At 42.3% G+C, this 21,026-nt stretch carries 19 protein-coding genes; 8 read left to right on the top strand and 11 right to left on the bottom strand.

Translation table 11 applies throughout. The features are described 5' to 3' along the window. The first annotated feature begins 66 nt into the window (after positions 1–66). Complete coding sequence (locus ISP07_RS07325) at positions 67–2,196, top strand: winged helix-turn-helix domain-containing protein (RefSeq protein ID WP_209327221.1); 2,130 nt, start codon at positions 67–69, stop codon at positions 2,194–2,196. 1 nt (position 2,197) lies between these two features. Here the strand turns inward: ISP07_RS07325 and ISP07_RS07320 are convergent, their stop codons facing one another. Beyond that, a complete protein-coding gene (locus ISP07_RS07320) occupies positions 2,198–2,527 on the bottom strand; it encodes a 5-carboxymethyl-2-hydroxymuconate Delta-isomerase (RefSeq protein ID WP_209327220.1) in 330 nt (109 codons plus the stop codon). A gap of 10 nt (positions 2,528–2,537) precedes the next feature. Continuing rightward, positions 2,538–3,125 (bottom strand): outer membrane beta-barrel protein, encoded by a 588-nt coding sequence (locus tag ISP07_RS07315; RefSeq protein ID WP_209327219.1) that lies wholly within the window; start codon positions 3,123–3,125, stop codon positions 2,538–2,540. Positions 3,126–3,228: 103 nt separating this feature from the next. Here ISP07_RS07315 and ISP07_RS07310 point away from each other — a divergent pair, with 103 nt between their 5' ends. From ISP07_RS07310 to ISP07_RS07285, 6 genes are all read left to right on the top strand, one after another. Then, complete coding sequence (locus ISP07_RS07310) at positions 3,229–3,699, top strand: CreA family protein (protein WP_054551027.1); 471 nt, start codon at positions 3,229–3,231, stop codon at positions 3,697–3,699. Between the two features lie 3 nt (positions 3,700–3,702). Then, entirely contained in the window at positions 3,703–4,485 is a 783-nt protein-coding gene (locus ISP07_RS07305; RefSeq protein WP_054551028.1) for a hypothetical protein, read from the top strand. A 6-nt stretch (positions 4,486–4,491) separates the two neighbouring features. After that, positions 4,492–5,112 carry a LysE family translocator gene (locus tag ISP07_RS07300; RefSeq protein ID WP_209327218.1) on the top strand — a complete coding sequence of 207 codons (621 nt, stop codon included), beginning with the start codon at positions 4,492–4,494 and terminating at the stop codon, positions 5,110–5,112. A 7-nt stretch (positions 5,113–5,119) separates the two neighbouring features. Further along, positions 5,120–5,635 (top strand): gamma-glutamylcyclotransferase family protein, encoded by a 516-nt coding sequence (locus ISP07_RS07295; RefSeq protein WP_209327217.1) that lies wholly within the window; start codon positions 5,120–5,122, stop codon positions 5,633–5,635. After that, on the top strand, positions 5,632–7,179 hold the full coding sequence (locus tag ISP07_RS07290) for a serine hydrolase (RefSeq protein WP_209327216.1): 1,548 nt from the start codon (positions 5,632–5,634) through the stop codon (positions 7,177–7,179). Before ISP07_RS07295 ends, ISP07_RS07290 begins: the two co-directional genes overlap by 4 nt. 67 nt (positions 7,180–7,246) lie before the next feature. After that, complete coding sequence (locus tag ISP07_RS07285) at positions 7,247–8,167, top strand: histone deacetylase family protein (RefSeq protein WP_209327215.1); 921 nt, start codon at positions 7,247–7,249, stop codon at positions 8,165–8,167. Here ISP07_RS07285 and ISP07_RS07280 read toward each other — a convergent pair. Further along, the gene (locus ISP07_RS07280; protein WP_209327214.1) at positions 8,164–8,457 is read right to left on the bottom strand and encodes a hypothetical protein; all 294 of its coding nucleotides are present in this window, start codon (positions 8,455–8,457) and stop codon (positions 8,164–8,166) included. The two genes, ISP07_RS07285 and ISP07_RS07280, sit on opposite strands and share 4 nt — an antisense overlap. A 78-nt stretch (positions 8,458–8,535) precedes the next feature. Between ISP07_RS07280 and ISP07_RS07275 the strand changes: the two genes are divergently transcribed. Next, positions 8,536–11,040 (top strand): EAL domain-containing protein, encoded by a 2,505-nt coding sequence (locus ISP07_RS07275; protein ID WP_209327213.1) that lies wholly within the window; start codon positions 8,536–8,538, stop codon positions 11,038–11,040. Here ISP07_RS07275 and ISP07_RS07270 read toward each other — a convergent pair. The 8 genes from ISP07_RS07270 to prmA all read right to left on the bottom strand — a co-directional run bounded on the left by ISP07_RS07270 (position 11,037) and on the right by prmA (position 20,964). After that, the gene (locus tag ISP07_RS07270) at positions 11,037–11,846 is read right to left on the bottom strand and encodes a DUF2797 domain-containing protein (protein ID WP_188728008.1); all 810 of its coding nucleotides are present in this window, start codon (positions 11,844–11,846) and stop codon (positions 11,037–11,039) included. The two genes, ISP07_RS07275 and ISP07_RS07270, sit on opposite strands and share 4 nt — an antisense overlap. 47 nt (positions 11,847–11,893) lie before the next feature. Then, a complete protein-coding gene (locus ISP07_RS07265; RefSeq protein ID WP_209327212.1) occupies positions 11,894–14,392 on the bottom strand; it encodes an EAL domain-containing protein in 2,499 nt (832 codons plus the stop codon). Positions 14,393–14,485: 93 nt separating this feature from the next. Continuing rightward, positions 14,486–15,772, bottom strand: coding sequence for a phosphoribosylamine--glycine ligase (purD, locus tag ISP07_RS07260; protein WP_209327211.1), 1,287 nt, complete (start codon positions 15,770–15,772; stop codon positions 14,486–14,488). A gap of 15 nt (positions 15,773–15,787) precedes the next feature. After that, the gene (locus ISP07_RS07255; protein WP_209327210.1) at positions 15,788–16,609 is read right to left on the bottom strand and encodes a class I SAM-dependent methyltransferase; all 822 of its coding nucleotides are present in this window, start codon (positions 16,607–16,609) and stop codon (positions 15,788–15,790) included. A gap of 102 nt (positions 16,610–16,711) precedes the next feature. Further along, the gene (gene purH / locus ISP07_RS07250; RefSeq protein ID WP_209327209.1) at positions 16,712–18,298 is read right to left on the bottom strand and encodes a bifunctional phosphoribosylaminoimidazolecarboxamide formyltransferase/IMP cyclohydrolase; all 1,587 of its coding nucleotides are present in this window, start codon (positions 18,296–18,298) and stop codon (positions 16,712–16,714) included. 230 nt (positions 18,299–18,528) lie between these two features. Continuing rightward, on the bottom strand, positions 18,529–18,819 hold the full coding sequence (fis, locus tag ISP07_RS07245; RefSeq protein WP_002957804.1) for a DNA-binding transcriptional regulator Fis: 291 nt from the start codon (positions 18,817–18,819) through the stop codon (positions 18,529–18,531). A gap of 21 nt (positions 18,820–18,840) precedes the next feature. After that, entirely contained in the window at positions 18,841–19,812 is a 972-nt protein-coding gene (dusB, locus tag ISP07_RS07240; protein ID WP_054551040.1) for a tRNA dihydrouridine synthase DusB, read from the bottom strand. Between the two features lie 270 nt (positions 19,813–20,082). After that, entirely contained in the window at positions 20,083–20,964 is an 882-nt protein-coding gene (prmA, locus tag ISP07_RS07235; protein ID WP_209327208.1) for a 50S ribosomal protein L11 methyltransferase, read from the bottom strand. Positions 20,965–21,026 lie beyond the last annotated feature (62 nt).

The raw sequence follows: 21,026 nt of genomic DNA, 5'->3' as shown, positions 1-21,026 counted from the left end.
CTTTTACGTTAGATTGGTAGGGGCTTACACTGCTGTTTATCTAAAATGAGGTTTTATTTAGAGTTAATGGAAACATCTAATCGCGCTTATCAGCTGGGCCCATGTGTTGTTAACCCGCTCGAAAATAAACTGATATGCAATGGCAGTGAACAGCTTTTGCAGCCTAAATTCATTGAGCTATTAGGCTGTTTAGTTGGGCGCTACCCTGAACCTATCACCCGTGAAGATCTTATCAACCATGTGTGGGAAGGTAATTTTTATGTTGGGGAAAAAGCGTTAACGAATGCTATTTGGCATTTACGAAAAACATTTAAAGAACTCGACCCAGAACAAACTTATATAGAGACATTACGTAAAACGGGTTACCGGGTACTGTTAAAGCCTGAACCAATAGCTACAGCCGATGAAGTAAAAACCGAGAGCTTTAGTATCACAGCAGTACAAATAAGGCAGTTGTTTGTGGCTTTTTGTTTAATAAGCCTAGTGGGAATATATTGGTTGTTCTCATCGCCCTCAGAGCAAATCAATTCAAGCTTTGTGTTGCCACTTAATAGCATCGAAAGTGTGACGGCAAGCCCTGGTCGTGAGATTTATCCTTCAATTTCTGATGATCAGCATTATTTAGTGTATTCGTGGCGGCAGCTTGGAAAAAGAAATAACTTATATCTACGTGATTTACATTTTCCTGAGCATTCAGCCAAGCAATTAACTGATTCTCCTTTTACTGAAGGTCGCTCAGTCTTTAGCCCAGATGCAAGCACGCTATATTATTACCGCACAAAATCAGATAGGTGTGAAATTGTAAAGCTGTCTTTGGTTAATGCCATGAGTGTTGTATTAGGGGAGTGTAGTAGCCGCTATACCCCAGATCTCGATATCAGTAATGATGGCAAAACTTTGGCCTATATTGTTGATCGTATCAACCAGTCAGGTGATTATGTAACACGTATTAAACTTTTAAAGTTACAAGAAAAACAAACCACTGAGACACTTATTCCCTGTGATGGCAAGTGTGAAATGATATATGAATCTGTTTCATTTTCTCCGGATGCACAACAGGTAGTTGTAACACGAAACATAAAAGTTAATCAAAAAGCGTTATTTCTAATCGATATAAACACTGGACAAGGCAAGCGCTTAACACATGACTTTACTGATATCCACGGTGTAGATTGGCACCCAAGTAAAGGACAGTTGGCATTCAGTGCAGTCGAAGGAGGCAAACGTTACGGCTACTTTTACGATATTCACACTCAAAACTTAATAAATACACAAATTGCTGGCATGAGTTCACCCAGTTACGCGAGCGATGGCAGTATTTATTATCATCAGTGGGATCTAGATAAGGTGATCACACGTTTAAAAATAGACGAGCAAGTGGCAAGCTCACCATTTTCTATGTTGTCGACCAACTTTAGCTCGCTATTTCCTGAGTATAATCAACAGCAAAATAAACTACTGTATGTGTCGAATGAATCGGGAAGCTCACAGCTTTGGATTGTAAACCCCGATAGCAGCTCGCGAAAACAGCTTACTAATATTTCACATAGTACCGCTGAGATCCGTGACCCGACCTGGTCAGCCGATGGACGCTATATTTTGTTTTCATTATATGACAATGGTAGAACTCGGTTATATTTTTATGATTTCAAAGTAGAGCAAAGCCAACAAATCACACTGCCATTTAGCCATGCTGTGAAACCCAAGTTCAGCGCTGATAACCAGCATATTTTAGTGTCTGATGGTGACTATTTATACCGTTATGACTTAACAGGAAAAAGTCTAGGTAAAGCCGTTGATGTACCAGCACAGTATGGTGTTGAAACACAAGTAGGCGATATTTTATTTACCAACTCGCGCCATGCTATTTGGATAAAACATCATGATACGGGTGTTGAAGAAATGCTGGTGAATAATATTAAATTAGCGCGCAGTTATGCATGGTTGCTGGTAGCAAAGAACGCCTACCATGAGGGGCGTATTTATTATTATAAAGAACGCTTAGGTGATTACCGTATTAGCTACTACGACTTAGCTAGTAACCAACATCATGATTTAATTGCTTTACCTGAGCGTGCTTATAGCCGCTCATCAGGCTTGACCTACATACCCAATGAACGTTGGTTGGTTTACACTGCGTATCTATCGCCTGAGATAGAAATCAAGCGTTTACCCGCAGCTTATTTACCAAAGTAAGCTAGCACTTACGATAAATATCAGCATTCATATCGTATATGTTGACACTTAAACTATATGAGCGGCGGCAGTATGTTCTTAAGCAACTTAGTAATTGCTCACTGAGCATTTGCTTTTGCTCTATGGTTCTGCCTGCCATGATTGATGCGCCGATGTGAATAAAGCCATCTTTGCCTTCACCTAATTCGTAATGCTGATAAGCAATTGCACGAGTCTTTATGGTCGAAAGCTCAAATAAGCCTGAGTCAAAAACGGCTTGGTGAACTTTTTCAACTAACACTTGTGGCAGAATTGGCAAGTCTTCTGAGTGTTCTATAACAATGTGCGGCATGGGGTCTTCCTTAAAAGCGGTAACTAAAACCGATGTTTGTCTGAAATTGATTTAACACATCACCATCAAAGTGCCAAAGGCATTGATTGTCTTCTGATGTTGGCAATGTGCATGATACGTTACTTGCATTATTTACAATAGTTGCCAGCCAGCGAGTTTCAACATAAACCCGAGCTTGTTCAGTAAATAAATAATCTGCGCCAGCATAAAGGCCAGAGGTAAAATATGTATCAGAGTCAGTAAAGTTAGTGCTGATGTGATTCGCACCAATCTGGGCGCCAATAAAACCAATCATACGATTAGCCAGTGGTACTTCTAAAGCACTTTGAAATAGCAGGTATTGCATCTCGACTTGCTTGTCAGTTTGGTCTTTCATATCAAGTTCGGTTGCTGAATAAAAGAAGCCATAACGAGCATTATCAATGGTTCTATCTAGGCTGACAGTAAAATGGCTGTCATCCTCAAGCTCAATTTTTAGGTTTTCTTCGGTTTGCACCGAGTTAGTAAAGTTTTTGCCGAAACCAGCGCTAATAGAGTAGTCAGCGTGAGCGGTACTACTTAAGAACATTAAACACAGTAAACCAAGCGATTTTTTCATTGTTTAGGTGCTCGTTGTTGAAGATATTTTGAGATAGTATTGAAACATAGCAAGCAAATCGTTGTAAACGGACAACTATCGCTTTTTAATAAGGAACACTAGGATGAAGTTACTAAAATTAGCTGCACTTACTGCGCCACTGATTTTGTTGAGCGGTTGCTCGGATGACGCAGCTTCGGTGAGTTTGGGGCTATTCACTACCAAAGATATTAAAGTGGTATCGCAACAAGACCCGCTTATAAGCGGTGTTACTTGCCACATTAGCCATATTGAAGCGAATCTTGATTTTGCTGATCCATCTGATATGTCTATTGCTTGTCGTCAAACAGGACCTATAACCGCTGAACAATTACAACAAATTGACCGCAGTAAATCGGGCGAAGTGGTGTTTAAGTCATCGAAAAGTATTTTGTTTAAGTCGTTAAAAGTGCGTCGTATTTATGATGCGCCAACACGCACTTTATTATATTTGTCTTATTCAACGAAAGAGTCGAGCGGCAGCCATCATCATGCTTTATCAACCGTGCCTCTTTACAATACGGATGCATGGCAGTGGGCACAATCACAAGAGTAATTTATGTTAGCGTTATTTAAGTCAGCCCCACTTGTTGATGAGCAAGAGCAGCAGTGGTTAATCGATACCTTTTTATGGGCTGTTGAACACTTTGATAGTGAATATTTTTTAAAACACACACAAATCATTTTACCTAACGGGCAGTTCTTTCCGGATAGGGTATCGAGCGTCAGTGAAATGGCTGAAAAAGTATTTAGCCGAGTTGTTGATTATGCGGGGATGCAGGCGTGGCCAATTAACTTAGTTGCGCCATCTGGGCTTACACCTCAGGTGTTTCCACACTTTGAATTTCAAGACAATTTACGCGGTAGCGAGGCGAGTTTAATTGTGCCGGCAAATCATCCGGTGAATATCTCGTTTAACCCGAACCAAATCAATCAACCGCAAGATTTAGTGGCAAGTTTTGCTGGTACCTTAGCAACCATTTTGATTCACCATGTGGGTGTCTTACCTCCCGGTGGTAAAGAGTACTTACCGCAAGCAAGCGATGCGTTGGCATGCTATTTAGGCTTTGGGGTAATGATGAGTAATACGGTGTATCAATTTAAAGGAGGCTGCGGCTGCGGTTATAACCCTTATGCTAATCGCCAAGCGGCGTTGACTGAGCCACAAACGCTATTTATGCATGCGCTGGTTACGCATTTTAAAGGGGATAATCAGTCGAAGAAGTTTTTAAAGCCTCATTTACGCAGCCAATATAAAAAAGCACAAAAGCAAATTAAAGCATTGGTGAGTGACAGTGCAAATCCGTTGTTATTAGCATTAGATGAACAAGCAGTAGGGTAATATTGAGTGCAGTATTTAGATGAGTTTTTATTGATAGCCATTGCTCACTTTTTTGCAGTAGCAAGCCCAGGCCCTGACTTTGCAATTGTACTAAAGCAAAGTATTCAACAAGGTCGTAAAAATGCGCTTTGGACCAGTGCAGGGGTTGGTGCGGCTATTTTGCTGCATATTGCTTATTGTGTATTAGGTGTGGCATTAATTTTATCCCAGTCACCTAGCTTATTCATGGCTTTAAAATACCTTGCGGGGGCTTATTTGGCATACTTGGGTGTGCAAGCATTACGAAGCGCAAAACCTAGCGATAGTGAACAGCAAACCCTTGCTCCTGCTGAGCCTGAATCTGTGTATAAAGCATTTCGACGCGGCTTTTTTACCAATGCCCTTAATCCCAAAGCAACACTGTTTTTTATGTCGTTGTTTACTCTTGTAATAAGCCCTGAAACACCTGTTGTAGTGCAGGCTGGTTATGGCGTGTATATGGCAATGGCGACTTGGCTGTGGTTTTCATTTTTATCATTGGTGTTATCAAAAGCATCAGTGCGAGCATTTTTCTTAAAAAGCGGATACTGGTTTGATAGAGGCATTGGCGTGATCTTAATTGCTTTAGCTATTCGCGTTGTTGTGTGAGGTAAGTATGGCGTTATATAACTTTTCATTTGGTTCAAATATGTCATCGAGCAGATTGCTGGCAAGGTTACCTGAAGCAAAGCGGGTAGGCACAGCTATTCTAAAGGGCTATGAGCTGACGTTTGATATGGTCAGTACCGACGGCTCTGCAAAGTGTAGCGTGCGCAAAACAGATCAGGCAGATGCCTTGGTATATGGTGTTGTGTATCAGTTAAACGAAGCTGAAAAGTCGATTCTTGATGATATCGAAGGGCCGCGTTATGACTGTGTAGATATCACTGTTGAACTACTAGATGGCGAGCAACTTGCTGCCCATTGTTATATCGCTAACACCTTAGATGAGTCATTATTGCCATTCGACTGGTATCTTCAGCATGTTCATCGCGGAGCGCTTGAAGCAGGTGTACCAAATCATTACAGTGAAGCAATACTCGCAAGACCAAGTTGCGATGATCCAGATAAAACCCGAGCAGCGAGAGAGTTCGCTATTCACAACAATAAAAATCACCAAGGGACATTATGACATTTCGTAAATTAGCCGCTGCCGCGGCGCTGTTATCGAGCTGTTCGTTTTACAGTTATGCCGATATTGATACTCAAAAAATTGAAAAAGTAATAGAAACGTCAATGGCACGTTTTGATGTGCCAGGTATGGCAGTGGCGATTGTTGAAAATGACCAAGTCGTGCTAGCAAAAGGTTTTGGTGTATCTCACCTTGATACCGGTAAAAAAGTAAATAAAGACACTTTATTCGGTATCGCGTCAAACACCAAGGCATTTACCGCAGCAGCGTTAGCTAAATTAATTGATGAAGGTAAGCTTAGCTGGGATGACAAAGTAATTGATCATCTACCAGAGTTTCGTCTTTATGACCCTTATGTAACACGTGAAATGACCATTCGCGACTTATTAAGCCACCGTAGCGGTTTGGGTTTAGGGCAAGGCGACTTAATGATTTGGCCAGATACTGACAAATCAGTTGATGAAATTATCGCAGGGCTAAAATACTTAAAACCAGCGAGTAGCTTTCGTAGTAAATACGCCTATAACAACTTAATGTTTGTAACAGCCGGTGAGGTAGTAGCCCGTGTTTCAGGCATGAGCTGGAATGATTACATTGAAAAGAATATTCTTCAGCCACTTGATATGAAAAACTCACGCGCAGGTTTTTCACGTATCCCTAGTAGCAATAAAAACTGGGCGACGGGTCATATTCCAATGGATGGCCAACTTCATCCATTTTTTGTGAACTACCTTGAAGATTTCCGTGGCGCAGGTGCGATTGCATCAAGCGTGAGCGATATGAGTCAATGGCTGCGCACGCAGCTTGCTCATGGCAAAATGCCAAATGGCCAGCAATTATTCACTGAAAAACAGCAGCAACAAATGTGGCATCCACACATCACATCAATGGCATCAAAAAGTGCTTATGAAGCTTACCACCAACAATTTAGGGGTTATGGTTTAGGCTGGAGCATTGAAGATTTCCACGGCATTAAAAAGCTAGGCCACGGTGGTGGTATCTTAGGCATGGTGTCTCAAGTGACTTTATTACCTGAGAAAAACCTCGGTATTGTTATTCTGAGTAACCAGCAAGCATTTAGTGCGCTCTCTGCAGTGACCTATGAAGTATTAGAAGATGCATTAGATCTTGAAGATAAAGACTGGGTTGAAGATCTTGCTAAAAAGCACTTTGAAGGTAAAAAAGAAGCTTACGCAAACGCAAAACCAGAAACACCTGCGGATTATCAACCAAAATTGCCGAACATCAATTACACAGGCACGCTACACGATAACTGGTATGGTGATGTGGTAATCGAGGAGTTAAATGGTCAGCTACGTATTGATTTTACTCATACAAAGCGTTTGAAAGGTCAGCTTGAGCATTACACGGGCAATACGTTTATTGTGAAGTGGGATGAAAAGTTACTTGAAGCAGATGCTTACATTGAGTTTCAAATGAGCCCAGATAACCGCGTGAGTAGTGCAAAAATGCGCGCTGTCTCAACGGCGGTCACAGACTTTAGTTTTGACTTTAGGAATTTAGATTTACGCGCTAAAAAGTAAACCAAAGTCGCAAAGCCACCGTTAGGTGGCTTTGTTATACTGGGGAAAATAATTCAAGGAGCGTATTATGAGAACGGCTGTTATCTCACATCCATTTTGTCGTAAACATAAAATGATTGAGGATCACCCCGAATGCCCCGCGCGTTTAGATGTGATCACCGACCGCTTGCTAGCAAGTGGTATTGATATAGCAATTACTCACTTACAAGCTCCTAAAGCCAGCCGCGACGACTTTTTACGTGCGCATGATGAACCTTTGGTAAGCCATGTAGAGCAAGCAATTCCCACTGAAGGGCTTGCTGAATTAGATGGCGACACTTGGCTGTGCCCAGATTCAATGAAAGCGATTGAACGAGCCGTTGGCGCTGGATTACTCGCCGTTGATGAAATCCTTGCTGATAAATTAGATGCCGCATTTTGCTCGGTTAGACCACCTGGACATCATGCAAACCGCAGTACCTCTGCAGGATTTTGCGTTTTTAATAACCTAGCCATTGCCGTGAAGTACGCGCAAAGCAAAGGTGTAAAACGCATCGCCATTTTGGACTTTGATGTACACCACGGCAACGGCACACAAGATATCTTTTTAGATGATGACACTGTGTTGTTTTGCTCTTTGTTTCAACACCCGTTTTACCCAAATACCGCCGTTGAAAATAACGCGACGTTAGTTAACTCACCGCTGCCAATTGCCAGTGATGGTAATGACTTAAAAGCTGTTTACCTTGAGCAGTGGCTACCAAAACTCAATGAATTTAAACCTCAACTATTGTTTATAAGCGCCGGCTTTGATGCTCACCTTGAAGATGACATGGCAAGCCTGAAGTTTGTTGAAGACGATTACGCATGGCTAACCACGCAATTAGCTGAGTTTTGTCAGCAGCAAGATTGCAAAGGGATTATCTCTTATCTTGAAGGGGGTTATGCTTTATCAGCCCTTGGCCGTAGTGCCGTTGCGCACATTAAAGCGCTGGTGGATGCCCCTTAATCTGCCAGCATCGCAAAGGCTTGCGCTGATGTAAGCCGAGTAACCTTACTTAAGCAGCACACTCCTTCTTGTGCTAGATACTCTGTCACTCTATTCGCAAGTTCAACGTCAGTTAACGCTTTCACGCTTTCTCCCTGCAAGTTGACATAGTGCCCTGTTGCCAAAAGTAGCATCGCTTCATGTTGCTGCTCTTCACTTAAGCCATATAAAAAGCTTTCTATATCGGCTTCATCTTCTACTAATGCTAATTCATGGTCTGTAAAAATAATCTTAGGAAATGATGAGTGCATTTATTGTCCTGTGTCAAAGTTGCCAAGGTTGAAATGATTATAATTGCCAATTCATGTAAGAACTAGGAAAGTCGACTTATGAATCAACCAAGACGACATCAAAAGGTCAGTGATGTCTTTTCGCAAAAGCTGGTATCGTGTCCTGCGCATACGCCTTTGGTCGATGCGGTGAGGTTGATGCATGTTCACAATGTGACGGCGATTTTTATCAAGCATGAGCAGTCTGTTGTTGGTATTTGGACGGAAGCTGATTGTTTAAAAATTGACATCAGCAGCCCGCTCTATAAGAACCTTGCCATTCACGAGGTCATGTCAGCACCTGTTATTACAGTGCCAAATCAATGCTCTGTCAGTGATGCAACCCTGCGTTTTCAACAGCATGGCATTCGTCATTTATTGGTGATGGATAGTGAGAATCAGCCTGCAGGTATGTTGAACTTATCTGATATTGTGCATAACCAAGGTTTGGACCACTACCTACAATTTCGGCCTATTCATGAGCAGTATCGCACTGACCTAGAGATAGTTGATGCGCAAACACCGATAGAAGAGGTTGTGCAACTGATGCGGGCAGGCCGCCTTGATAGTGTACTGGTTTATAACCAAGAGCTTGAACTGCACGGTATTATTACTCAGCGTGATATTGTTGAGCTGATCATTCAAACCGAGTGGCTAAATTCTTGTTGGCAATATGCCAGCTATCCGCTCATTGAAATTGATTGTGAAAGCAGTTTATTTGATGCGTATCGCACTATGACAGATCGTAATGTGCGTCATTTGGTGGTCAGAGATGATGAAATTTGCGGGGTGATTTCATTTGCTGATTTGATCACTGAGATTGAATCAGCTTATTGCTGCGAACTTGAGCGGGCAATTGAGCAGCGTGATATTGCTTTGCAAAAGTCACAACGTAACTTGTTTTTGGCAAATAAAATTATTGATGCCTCACTCGATGGCATCATGCTAACCCGTAAAGACGGCACGATTATTCAAGTTAACCCTGCTTTTACTAAACTGACCGGCTTTGCTGAGCATGAAGTAATTGGAAAGCGCCCTAATATTTTAAGCTCTACAAAACATAGCCGTTCGTTTTATCAAAAGATGTGGCATGCCATTGAATACGAAGGGGTTTGGCAGGGGGAGATCTGCAATTGCAAAAAAGATGGTGAAGAGTTTGTCGAGTGGCTCACCATTATCCAGATTAAAGATCCTAACTTTGATGAAGTACTTTATGCGGCAATTTTTAGCGACATTACAGAGCGCAAGCGTGCAGAAGAAAAAATTGCCCAGCTCGCCTATTACGATGAACTGACAGGCTTGCCTAATCGGCGCTTATTTCATGACAGGCTCTCAATAGCTCTTAGCAGCGCCAAACGAAACCATGATCTATTAGCGGTGATGTTTATCGACTTAGACCGCTTTAAAGAGGTGAACGACAGTTTAGGGCATGACGCTGGTGATAACTTATTGCAGCAAGTGGCTGAGCGTATTTTATCAATTCTTCCTGAAGGGGATACTCTTGCGCGCTTAGGTGGCGATGAGTTTGTTTTATTATGCGAAGTAAATCGGGTTGAAACATTGCTCAACTTTGCCGAACAAGTATTACAGCAAGTGAGTATGCCGCTTGCTATTAACGAGCATGTAGTTGCAATTACAGCCTCAATTGGCGCTGCAGTTTTCCCTGATGATGGCGTAGATAGCGCTACGTTGCTCAAGCATGCCGATATTGCTATGTACCGTGCTAAAGAAGTGGGGCGTAATTCATTTCAATTATTCAAACCTGCCATGAATGCACGCTCTTTAGAGCGATTGGCTATGATGAGCCGATTACAAAACGCCATCGAAAGCGATGAGTTTGAGCTTTATTTCCAGCCTAAGCAGCAGTTAAATTCTGGCAAAATTTTAGGGGTAGAGGCACTGTTACGTTGGCATGAGCCAAACCTTGGGGTGATATCACCCGCTAAATTTATTCCCCTTGCTGAAGAACTAGGCCTAATTGTGAAACTTGATTTATGGGTCATCGAGCAAGCTTGTAAAGAGTTAGAAAAATGGCAGCAACAAGGCATTGAAGCAGGGCGCTTAGCAATTAATATTTCGGCTAATCACTTACGTCAGGGGCAATTAGCATCGAATGTTGAGCGCTTACTTGAGCGTTACGATGTAGACCCACACAAGCTTGAAGTAGAGCTTACTGAAAGCTGTTTTATCAGCCACTTTAGTGAAGCTAAGCAAGAGTTACTCGCGCTTAAAAAGTTAGGTGTGCATATTACGTTAGATGACTTTGGCACGGGCTATTCTGCTTTAAGCTACTTAACCAAACTGCCAATTGATACGTTAAAAATTGATGCCAGCTTTATCGCAAAAGTGCCAGATGAATACGGTAATAGTGAAATTGTTACGGCGATTATTAGCCTGGCGAAAAGCTTGAGTATTCATGTTGTCGCGGAAGGGGTAGAGAAGGTAGAGCAGTTAAATTACTTACGTTCACTTAACTGCGATACCATTCAAGGCTATTACTTTTGCCGCCCAATAGCGAAGCAACAATGGTATGACTTTTATCTCAATACCGAAAAAAGAGCCTAAGCTAGGCTAATTTCGTAAGAAGTGAATTTACGAATATTAATGACGCCAGTATCAAAAATTAAGTACTGGCCTTTAATGCCTTTTAAAATACCCGATACTTCTGGTGCTTTATCAAAATTGAAAGAGCTGATCTTGCTTGGGTATTCACTTACTGGGTAGTCTAGCTCGACCACCTCTTCATCGAGCTTTTCAATGGCTGTTGCGCCAAATAGCTCTGCAAGCTCACTCAGCTTAGCATCAATTTGTGGGATCAACTCTGCTGCCGCAGCTTTTAAATCAATCGCTTCAGATTGGCCTTTTAGCATGTTTCGCCAATTGGTTTTATCAGCAATAAACTCGGCTAAAGCAACCTCAACTAAACCCGATTGAAGGCGGGTTTGTACTTTGAAGATAGGTAAAGCTTGCGTCGCACCTTGGTCAATCCAGCGTGTAGGAATTTGAGTATGGCGGGTAATACCTACTTTTAGGCCTGAGGTGTTGGCTAAATACACGTAATGCGGGATCATGCAGTTTTCTTCACCCCACTGTGGCTCACGACAGGTGCCCTTATCAAAGTGACACGTTTCAGGTTTCATGATACACATGTCACAGCTAGCCAGTTTGCGCATACACACAAAACAGTGGCCTTGAGAGTAGCTTTTCTTGGTTTTCTTACCACAGTTACAGCAAAAAATATTGCCGGTGAAAGTCAGCGTGAGCGGCTTACCAATATAGTCATTTAATGAAACTAGCTCATCACCGATAGGTAATTGATATTCGACAGGAGAGGTCAGTGTCGACTTTAATTTTCTGATCGTACCTTGCATCTTTACATGGCCCCTAAAGATGTTAAAAAAGGGCAGTGTAACACGGCCTATTTAAATTGTGAGGCAATAAAGCTTAGATACTCATTAATCGGCACCGCTTTGCTGTAATAATAGCCTTGCCCTTGATCTGCGCCCATCTTGATCAGCATTTTTTCTGTTTCTTGGTCTTCAATGCCTTCGATGGTGATATTCATATCAAGGTTATGGGCCATATCAATGGCCGTTTTTACCACCACTTGGTTGGTAGTGTTATTCACTAAATCCAGAATAAAGCTCTTATCGACTTTAATCGTACTAAAAGAATAATTTACTAAGTAGTTTAACGACGAGTAACCAGTACCAAAATCATCGAGTACCACCTTGCTACCGAGTTTATTGAGTTCGCTGATAAAGCTGACCATTTCATCATGGTTCTTTATAAGCGCAAACTCAGTTAATTCAAACTTTAACTGATCCGCAGTAATGCCATGTTTTAGAATGGTGTTTTCGACTTTTTCGACCAGCTTAGGGATCGCGAGATTCTTAGCACTTAAATTAACGCTAATGGTATGGTCGCGATAGCCTTGTCGATTAAGCTTTGCAGCGGCTAGGCAAGCCTGATCAATCACCCATAAGCTCAATTCGTTAATTAAACCAGTGCGCTCAGCCAATAAAATGAGTTGCTCAATATCAAGATGTTTACCTGCTGTTGGCCAGCGTAATAATGCCTCTGCACCAGAAATAGCACCGCTGCGTAAACTAATAATGGGTTGTAAGTAAATAGCTAAGGTATTACTTCGCATTGCTTGTTGTAACTCAGCAGCAAGGCTCACATCCATATCAATATGAGCTTTACTAAAGTCTATATTTTGCTGTTTTTGCGATAAACCTAAGTAGCCACGTTGCAGCCAAATATCAAAGCCATCATCACTCACCGGTTCAGTAATGCTATAGCGGTAATAAAGCTGAAGGTCTAAGCCTGCCACTTTATATTGCTTAGGTAGCTGCTTGCATATATTGCTAAGTTCTTGATAGATTTCTGCTTTCGATTGAATTTTGGTCGAAATAAAAGCCAGTACACCATTGCCTAAGTCAGCCACTTTTGGACTGTTATCTAACGCTGATTCTAAATTAATAAATTGCCTATTTTTATTAATTTGATGCTCTAGCGATTGGGCAACAGTAATAATTATTTGGCTGCTTTGACTTGGCTTTAGAATGCTCATAAGGGCATTGAATTGCTCTATTTTCACTAAACAAAGGTTAGCGAGTCTTTGCTCCGAGGTAATCGCCATATAGGCTTGTTTGAGCATTGCTTGGTTGAGTAGCTCAGTTTGTTGCGTATGGGTTGCATGATACAGCGCTTTTTCACGTTGATAACGAACACGGTCTGCCAGCGCCATTGCCATAAGCACAATCTCACAGAGAATGGCGACTAAAAATATGTGCCTAACAGCAAAGCTGTAGGGAATAAAGCCCGTTAGTTCTAACGGCTGAATGGCAGCGCCTACAATCAGTGGCACCCACGACATGACATAAAACTTTGCCCACCGAAAACCACTCACCAACTTTTTGTAAATCATGCAAATACATAAAATGTATAACGGCACCATGATGGCAAAAAAGATTTTTGAAGAATGGTATTCCAACATAAAAAAGCTGAGCAAACCGAGGCTGAACAGCAAGGCTAAAAAGCTGATACTGAGTTTGTATAAGTGGCAATTGTCTTTATGGTAGCGTAAGAACATGGTGCAAAAGGCGACGGTGAAAAATGCAATCGCGTAGTTACTGAAGACCACTTGCTCATTAAAAAAGATTTGCCACGATAACGGCCATAAATAAAAACCAAAGCCTAGCACTGAGCCCATAAGTAGTAGTGCTGAGATGATGTAGCCTATATAAATAAGATAGACGCGGTCACGGATCCCTAAAAATAATACCAAGTTATACAGAGCTGCCATGATCAGCACACCAATGAAGATCCCCCAAATTCCTGATTGCGAACGTAGTAGGTCTTGAAACTCTTTTTCACCATAAATATTAATAGGTGTTTTGCTAATCCCAACCGTATCTATTTTTATAATGAGGGATGTTTGTTCATAGCCCTGCATGGTGAGCATGCTGTGCGGTGTACTGTATTGAAACAAACTAAGGCCAGAGACTTTATCACCTAGCTCGGTTGTATCTATAAGCTGCCCTGTATCATCAACATGATAAACGCTAAGGTAATCAACCATAGGGTTGTCAAAGTGAATCGCCAGCTCCACAGGCTTAGCTTGACGGTTTTCTAAATCAAGCTTTAACCAATAATCTTGCGCTGCTAAATCCCATTCAACATCTTTAAAAGGGCGATGTTTAAGCTTGTCTGGCTCAGCTAAAAACTGCTCGAGTGTTAGCGCTTTACTGCTATCTATTCGATACGCCGTATTACTGTAGATGGGGGCTGTTTTATCTATGGTGTAGCGGGTAGGGCTGGCTAAATGTGCAGCTAGGGTAGCAATGATAAAAAACAAAATTGTCAGAATAAGAAATGAAACAAAGTTATATTTCAGTGCTTTATTATTCAAAATTAGTTCTTTATCTAGGTAAATATTCTCATAGTGTAGCATTAAAAAAGCGCAGATAAACTGCGCTTTTTTCAGAATTAGACTGGTTTGACCTTAATTCTGTTCGCGAGCAATTGCTCGATAGGCGATATCAGTACGATATTCCATGCCTTCCCAACTGATTTGATCAACCAGTTTATAAGCACGTTGCTGCGCTTCAGTTACTGTGTTGCCAAGTGCCGTAGCACACAGTACACGACCGCCAGCTGTTACTACGTTGTCGCCGTCTTGCTTAGTCCCTGCGTGGAATACTTTCTCACCTTCAGGGTAAGTAACTTGCAAGCCGCTGATTGCATCACCTTTCGGGTAGCTATCTGGGTAGCCTTTAGCTGCTAATACAACACCGACTGCTGCACGTGGGTCGAACTCGATTGATGTTTTATCTAGTTCTTCACGGTTAGCCGCTTCGATAAGTTCAACAAGATCAGACTTAAGACGAAGCATCATAGGTTGTGTTTCAGGGTCGCCAAAACGACAGTTGTATTCGATTACTTTTGGTGTACCATCAGCGGTGATCATTAAACCAGCGTATAAGAAACCAGTGTAAGGGTGGCCTTCTTTTGCCATACCTTCAACTGTTGGGTTGATCACTTCGTTCATAATACGTTGGTGAATTTCATCTGTAACAACTGGAGCCGGCGAGTATGCACCCATGCCACCAGTGTTTGGACCTTGGTCACCGTTGTAAGCGCGTTTGTGGTCTTGGCTAGTTGCAAATGGCAGTACGTTTTTGCCATCAACCATCACGATGAAAGAAGCTTCTTCACCTTCTAAGAACTCTTCGATAACCACGCGGCTACCGGCTTCACCAAAGCTGTTGCCTGCAAGCATATCGCGGATAGCTTCTTCAGCTTCAAGCTCAGTCATCGCAACGATAACGCCTTTACCAGCTGCTAAGCCGTCAGCTTTAACAACAATTGGCGCACCTTTTTCTTTTAGGTAAGCAAGTGCAGGGGCGATTTGTTCAAACGTTTGGTAATCAGCTGTTGGAATGTCGTGACGTGCTAAGAAGTCTTTAGTGAATGACTTAGAGCCTTCTAGCTGTGCAGCTCCTGCTGTTGGGCCAAAGATAGCTAGACCGTTTTCACGGAATGTATCAACTACACCTAAAACAAGCGGTACTTCTGGACCAACAATAGTTAACTCAACGTTGTTTTCTTTAGCAAAAGTAACTAAACCTGCTAGGTCTTCAACGTTGATAGCTACGTTTTCAAGTTTTGGCTCTAGTGCAGTACCTGCGTTACCCGGAGCTACGAAAACGGTGTTTACTTTAGTATTTTGTGCAGCCTTAAACGCAAGAGCGTGTTCGCGGCCGCCACTGCCGATGACAAGTACATTCATGGCGTATAATCCTATTTATAGCGGTTTTTTAAACTTCAGCGTCATACGATCACTTTCACCAATCGCTTTATACTTCGCGGCATCTTGCTCGCCTAAACGAAGGCTTGGTGGTAGTGTCCACACCCCTTTAGGGTGATCTGCTGTATCAAGTGGGTTTGCATTAATGTCACTGCTTGCCACCAGTTCAAAGCCAGCTTGCTTTGCAATATCAACTACATAGCTTTGCTTCATATAACCTGATGATTTCTGATCTTCATCGCTGCGCGCTTCAGGTAGACGGTGTTCAACCACACCTAAAGTGCCGCCTGGTTTAAGTGCTTTATAAAATGCTTTAAACGCACTTAACGCGCCTTCTTTATCTTTACCCATGTACCAGTTGTGTACATTTCTAAATGTTAAGACAAGATCTGCGCTACCCGCTGGTGCAATATCAAGATGTGTTACTGGTGCAAATTCAGTTAGTTTAACTTCACTGAAGCGTGCGTCATCGCTCATCTTTTTCTTAAAACCAGCTAATGAACGTTGGTAATAACCCACGTCAGAATCAGCAGGGAAATGTGCCGCGTAGTAAACACCATGGCCTCTAACAGCCGGTGCAAGAATTTCACTGTACCAACCACCGCCCGGTGCAATTTCAACAACGGTCATGCTTGGCTTGAAGCCAAAGAACTCAAGTGTCTCAACTGGATGGCGATATTGATCACGTGCGCTATTTTTAGTATCACGTTCGCTTGATTGCACGGCTTGTGTAAGCGCTGATTCATGGCCATGGCTTAAAGCCTGTGCTGATGTCAGTGCAAGGCTTGCAACAAGTAACGACTTAACGGCAAATTTCATCATCTGTTCCTTCATTATATGGGTAATTATTATTATTAATCAGAATACGTGAATTTGTGGCAAACAAAAAGGGTTAAGCTATTTGCTTAACCCTTTATGTGATTAGTGGCGGAAATGGCGCATACCTGTAAATACCATTGCCATACCAGCTTCGTCAGCTGCAGCGATAACTTCTTCATCGCGCATTGAGCCACCTGGTTGAATAACTGCGGTAATGCCAGCCTCTGCTGCTGCATCAATACCGTCACGGAATGGGAAGAATGCATCCGATGCCATAACTGAACCTTTAACTTCAAGGTTTTCGTCAGCGGCTTTGATACCCGCAATTTTCGCTGAGTAAACACGGCTCATTTGGCCTGCACCTACACCAATCGTCATACCGTCACGTGCATAAACGATTGCGTTAGACTTAACGAATTTAGCTACTTTCCAGCAGAATAATAAATCTTTTAATTCTTGCTCAGTTGGTTGACGCTTAGATACAACTTTAAGGTCGCCTTGCGTTACCATACCTAGGTCGCGGTCTTGAACTAGAATACCGCCATTAACACGCTTGATGTCGTGACCTGTTGCATTACCAGACCACTCACCACACTCTAGTAAACGTACGTTTTGCTTAGCAGATACGATTTGTGCAGCTGCTTCAGATACTTTAGGTGCAATGATAACTTCAACGAATTGACGAGCAACAATTGCTTCAGCTGTGTCTGCATCAAGTTCTTTATTGAATGCGATGATGCCACCAAATGCTGATGTAGGGTCAGTTTTGAATGCACGATCATAAGCTTCAAGAATGTTGTCACCAATTGACACACCACAAGGGTTCGCATGTTTTACGATAACACACGCTGGTACGTCGAATTCTTTTACACACTCTAATGCTGCGTCAGTATCAGCAATGTTGTTGTAAGAAAGTGCTTTACCTTGCAGTTGAACTGCCGTCGCAACAGATGCTTCAGTTAAGTCGTTTTCAACATAAAAAGCAGCGTCTTGGTGTGAGTTTTCACCGTAGCGCATATCTTGCTTCTTAGTGAACTGCATGTTGATAGTACGTGGGAACTTAGTCTCTTCAGCTGCTTCTTCTGTGTAGTCAGGAACCATCTTGCCAAAGTAGTTTGCAATCATGCCATCGTACTGAGCTGTGTGCTCGTAAGCAGCAATAGCTAGATCAAAACGTGTTTTATACGTTGTTGAACCGTTGTTGCTTTGCATTTCGCTGATCACGCGGTCGTAATCTTTTGCATTCACCACGATAGTTACGTCTTTATGGTTTTTCGCCGCAGCGCGAACCATAGTTGGACCACCGATATCAATGTTTTCAATCGCATCTTCTAGGCTGCAGTTTTCTTTCGCAACAGTGTTTGCGAAGGGGTATAAGTTAACTACAACGATATCGATAGCAGAGATGTTATTCTCGCTCATTACGTCTTCATCTTGACCGCGACGCGCTAAGATGCCGCCGTGAATTTTTGGATGAAGTGTTTTTACGCGACCATCCATGATCTCAGGGTGACCAGTATGGTCAGATACTTCAGTGACTTTGATGCCGTTATCAGCAAGTAATTTGCAAGTACCGCCAGTTGATAAAATATCCACGCCTTGTGCTTCAAGAGCGCGAGCAAATTCAACGATACCGGTTTTATCTGACACACTTAATAGTGCGCGACGAATTGGACGATGTGTATCCATTGTAGTTTTGATTACCTCAATGTTTGAGCTAGCTTAGAAAGGCGGTATTTTAACTGAATCTGCTTTAAAAAACGACGTTTAAAGCGTGAGGATTTTGCATAGTTTTTAACAGCTATAAAAAAAGCACCCTAAGGTGCTTTTTTCAAATAACTTATTACCAGTCACTATGAAGCTGTAAGCAATTATAACGATAGCTCGTTAAACTGATTACGGATTCAATATAATGGGTATCAGTTCATGCCGTATTTTTTAAGCTTCTTACGTAAAGTACCACGGTTGATACCTAGTAAGATTGCAGCACGAGTTTGGTTACCACGCGTGTACGTCATTACTTCTTCAAGTAATGGTGCTTCTAGCTCAGAAAGAACAAGGTCGTATACGTCTTGTACGTCTTGACCATTAAGTTGCTTTAAGTAGTGATGAACAGCTTTTTTCACTGCATCACGTAACGGCTGTGGTTTCTCGTGTGACTGTACATGAGGGTTTGTGATAAATGGAGAAGTCACGTTTTGTTCGAACATCGTTATATGTCTCTTTCTTTCTTAGTTAGCTGCTAGTGTTTTAAAGTATTCTTCTAATGCGTCGACTTGTGCCTGTGGGTTATCTAACGCATTAAATACTCGCCTAAACTGACCGTCACTGTCATGGGTTTGCAAATACCAAGATACATGCTTTCGAGCGATACGCGCTCCCATTGGCTCCCCGTAAAACTGATGAAGATTGTCTAAATGCTCCATCAAAATGCTACGCACCTCTGCAATTTCAGGTGCTGGCAAATGTTCTCCAGTTCGCAAATAGTGGTCTATCTCCCTAAAAATCCAAGGGCGACCTTGGGCGGCTCGACCAATCATAATGGCATCTGCACCCGTATAATCCAAAACCTGCTTTGCTTTTTCTGGTGAAGTAATATCACCATTGGCAACGACAGGGATAGACACTGAACGTTTAATATCCCTAATTGTGGCGTACTCTGCTTCACCTTTATACATACATGCGCGCGTTCGCCCATGTACTGCCAGTGAGGCAATGCCATAACGTTCAGCTATTCTCGCAATCTCGACACCATTACGGTTATCCTGATCCCATCCAGTACGGATTTTTAAAGTGACAGGGACATCGACAGCATTAACAACGGCATCGAGTATCTCTTGTACTAATTCAGGAAACTGTAATAAGGCTGAGCCTGCGAGTTTCTTATTCACTTTTTTAGCTGGGCACCCCATATTGATATCTATGATCTGTGCACCATTGCTGACATTGAATTGTGCTGCCTGTGCCATAAGCTCAGGATCGGCTCCGGCGATTTGCACCGAACGAATTCCCGATTCACCGCTGTGATCCATACGGTTCATCGATTTTTCAGTTTTCCATACTTTCGGGTTTGACGAGAGCATTTCAGAAACAGCAAGGCCCGCACCTAAGCGACGGCAAAGTTGTCTAAATGGTCTGTCTGTAATGCCTGCCATTGGCGCGACAATTACATTGTTCTCAAGTTGGTATGAACCGATACGCACTGTTATTCAATTGGCCTCTTTTCAAGGGGCGCTAAGTTTACGGTTTTTTTTGCAAAAATCAAAGGCTATAAATTGAACAAAAGTGACTTTTTTTTGCCCTTTTCGTATTGACTTTTGATAACAGTTTGACGGGTAGGTTGATTTGTTTGATATTTAAACAGAATTTTTTTTAGTCGCAAAAAAGTGCGAAACGATTAACTGTAAAAATAAGGTAAAGCCTGTTAAATATAGGCTTTACCTATTATGTTTGAGTAAATACTCTAGTGCTGTTTAAGCTTTTTTGACGCCGCTGACACGGGTCCATTCACCTTCAACAGCCACTTCATCAAGTACTAAAAACGGGGCATAAACATCGGCTACAGACTGAGCTTGTTCTTCTAAAATGCCTGACATAGCAATTTTACCATTCGGTTTTAAAAGACCTAAAATCACTTCATGTAGTTCACGAAGTGGTTGAGCTAAGATGTTTGCAACCACAATATCGGCTGTAAACTCTGGTTGATCTTCAGGTAAATACACTTCAAGTTTATCTGCAACGCCATTACGTTTTGCATTATCGCGGCTTGCTTCAAGGGCTTGAGGATCTATATCGATACCGATCATACGTTCAGCGCCGAGTTTGATCGCCGCAATTCCTAAAATACCTGAGCCACAACCAAAGTCGACCACGGTTTTACCTGTTAAATCTTGGCTTTCTAGCCACTTCAAACAAAGCGCAGTGGTTGCATGGGTACCTGTGCCAAAAGCAAGGCCAGGGTCGAGCAATACATTAACCGCATCAGGATCGGGAATATCACGCCAACTTGGACAGATCCATAAGCGCTCACCAAATTGAATCGGGTGGAAGTTATCCATCCACTCACGCTCCCAATCTTTATCTTCAAGCTGTTCAATTTTATAAACGAGCTTATCGGCGAGTGTTGCTTCAGCATTTAATGTTGCTACAACGCTGTCCATATCATGGTTTGCGTCATACAGGCCAATCACTGTGGTATCAGCCCATAACTGCACAGTCCCAAGCTTTGGCTCATAAATAGGAGTATCTTTGGCATCAACATAAGTGACTGAGGCACTGCCAGTGTCCATGAGTAAGTCGCTGATTAATTCAGCGTTGTCTGCGTTTGCATTGATGCGAATTTGGATCCAAGCCATGAATATCTCTCGAATAGAAAAAAGGCCGCAACAGCGGCCTTTTAGTTAATAACGCGATACTA

Origin of the sequence: Pseudoalteromonas sp. PA2MD11 (genome assembly GCF_017808125.1) — a bacterium.
In the GTDB taxonomy this organism is placed as follows: Bacteria; Pseudomonadota; Gammaproteobacteria; order Enterobacterales; family Alteromonadaceae; genus Pseudoalteromonas; species Pseudoalteromonas simplex.
The sequence above is the reverse complement of the archived record's forward strand: the minus strand, read 5'-3'. Positions and strand labels throughout refer to the sequence as shown.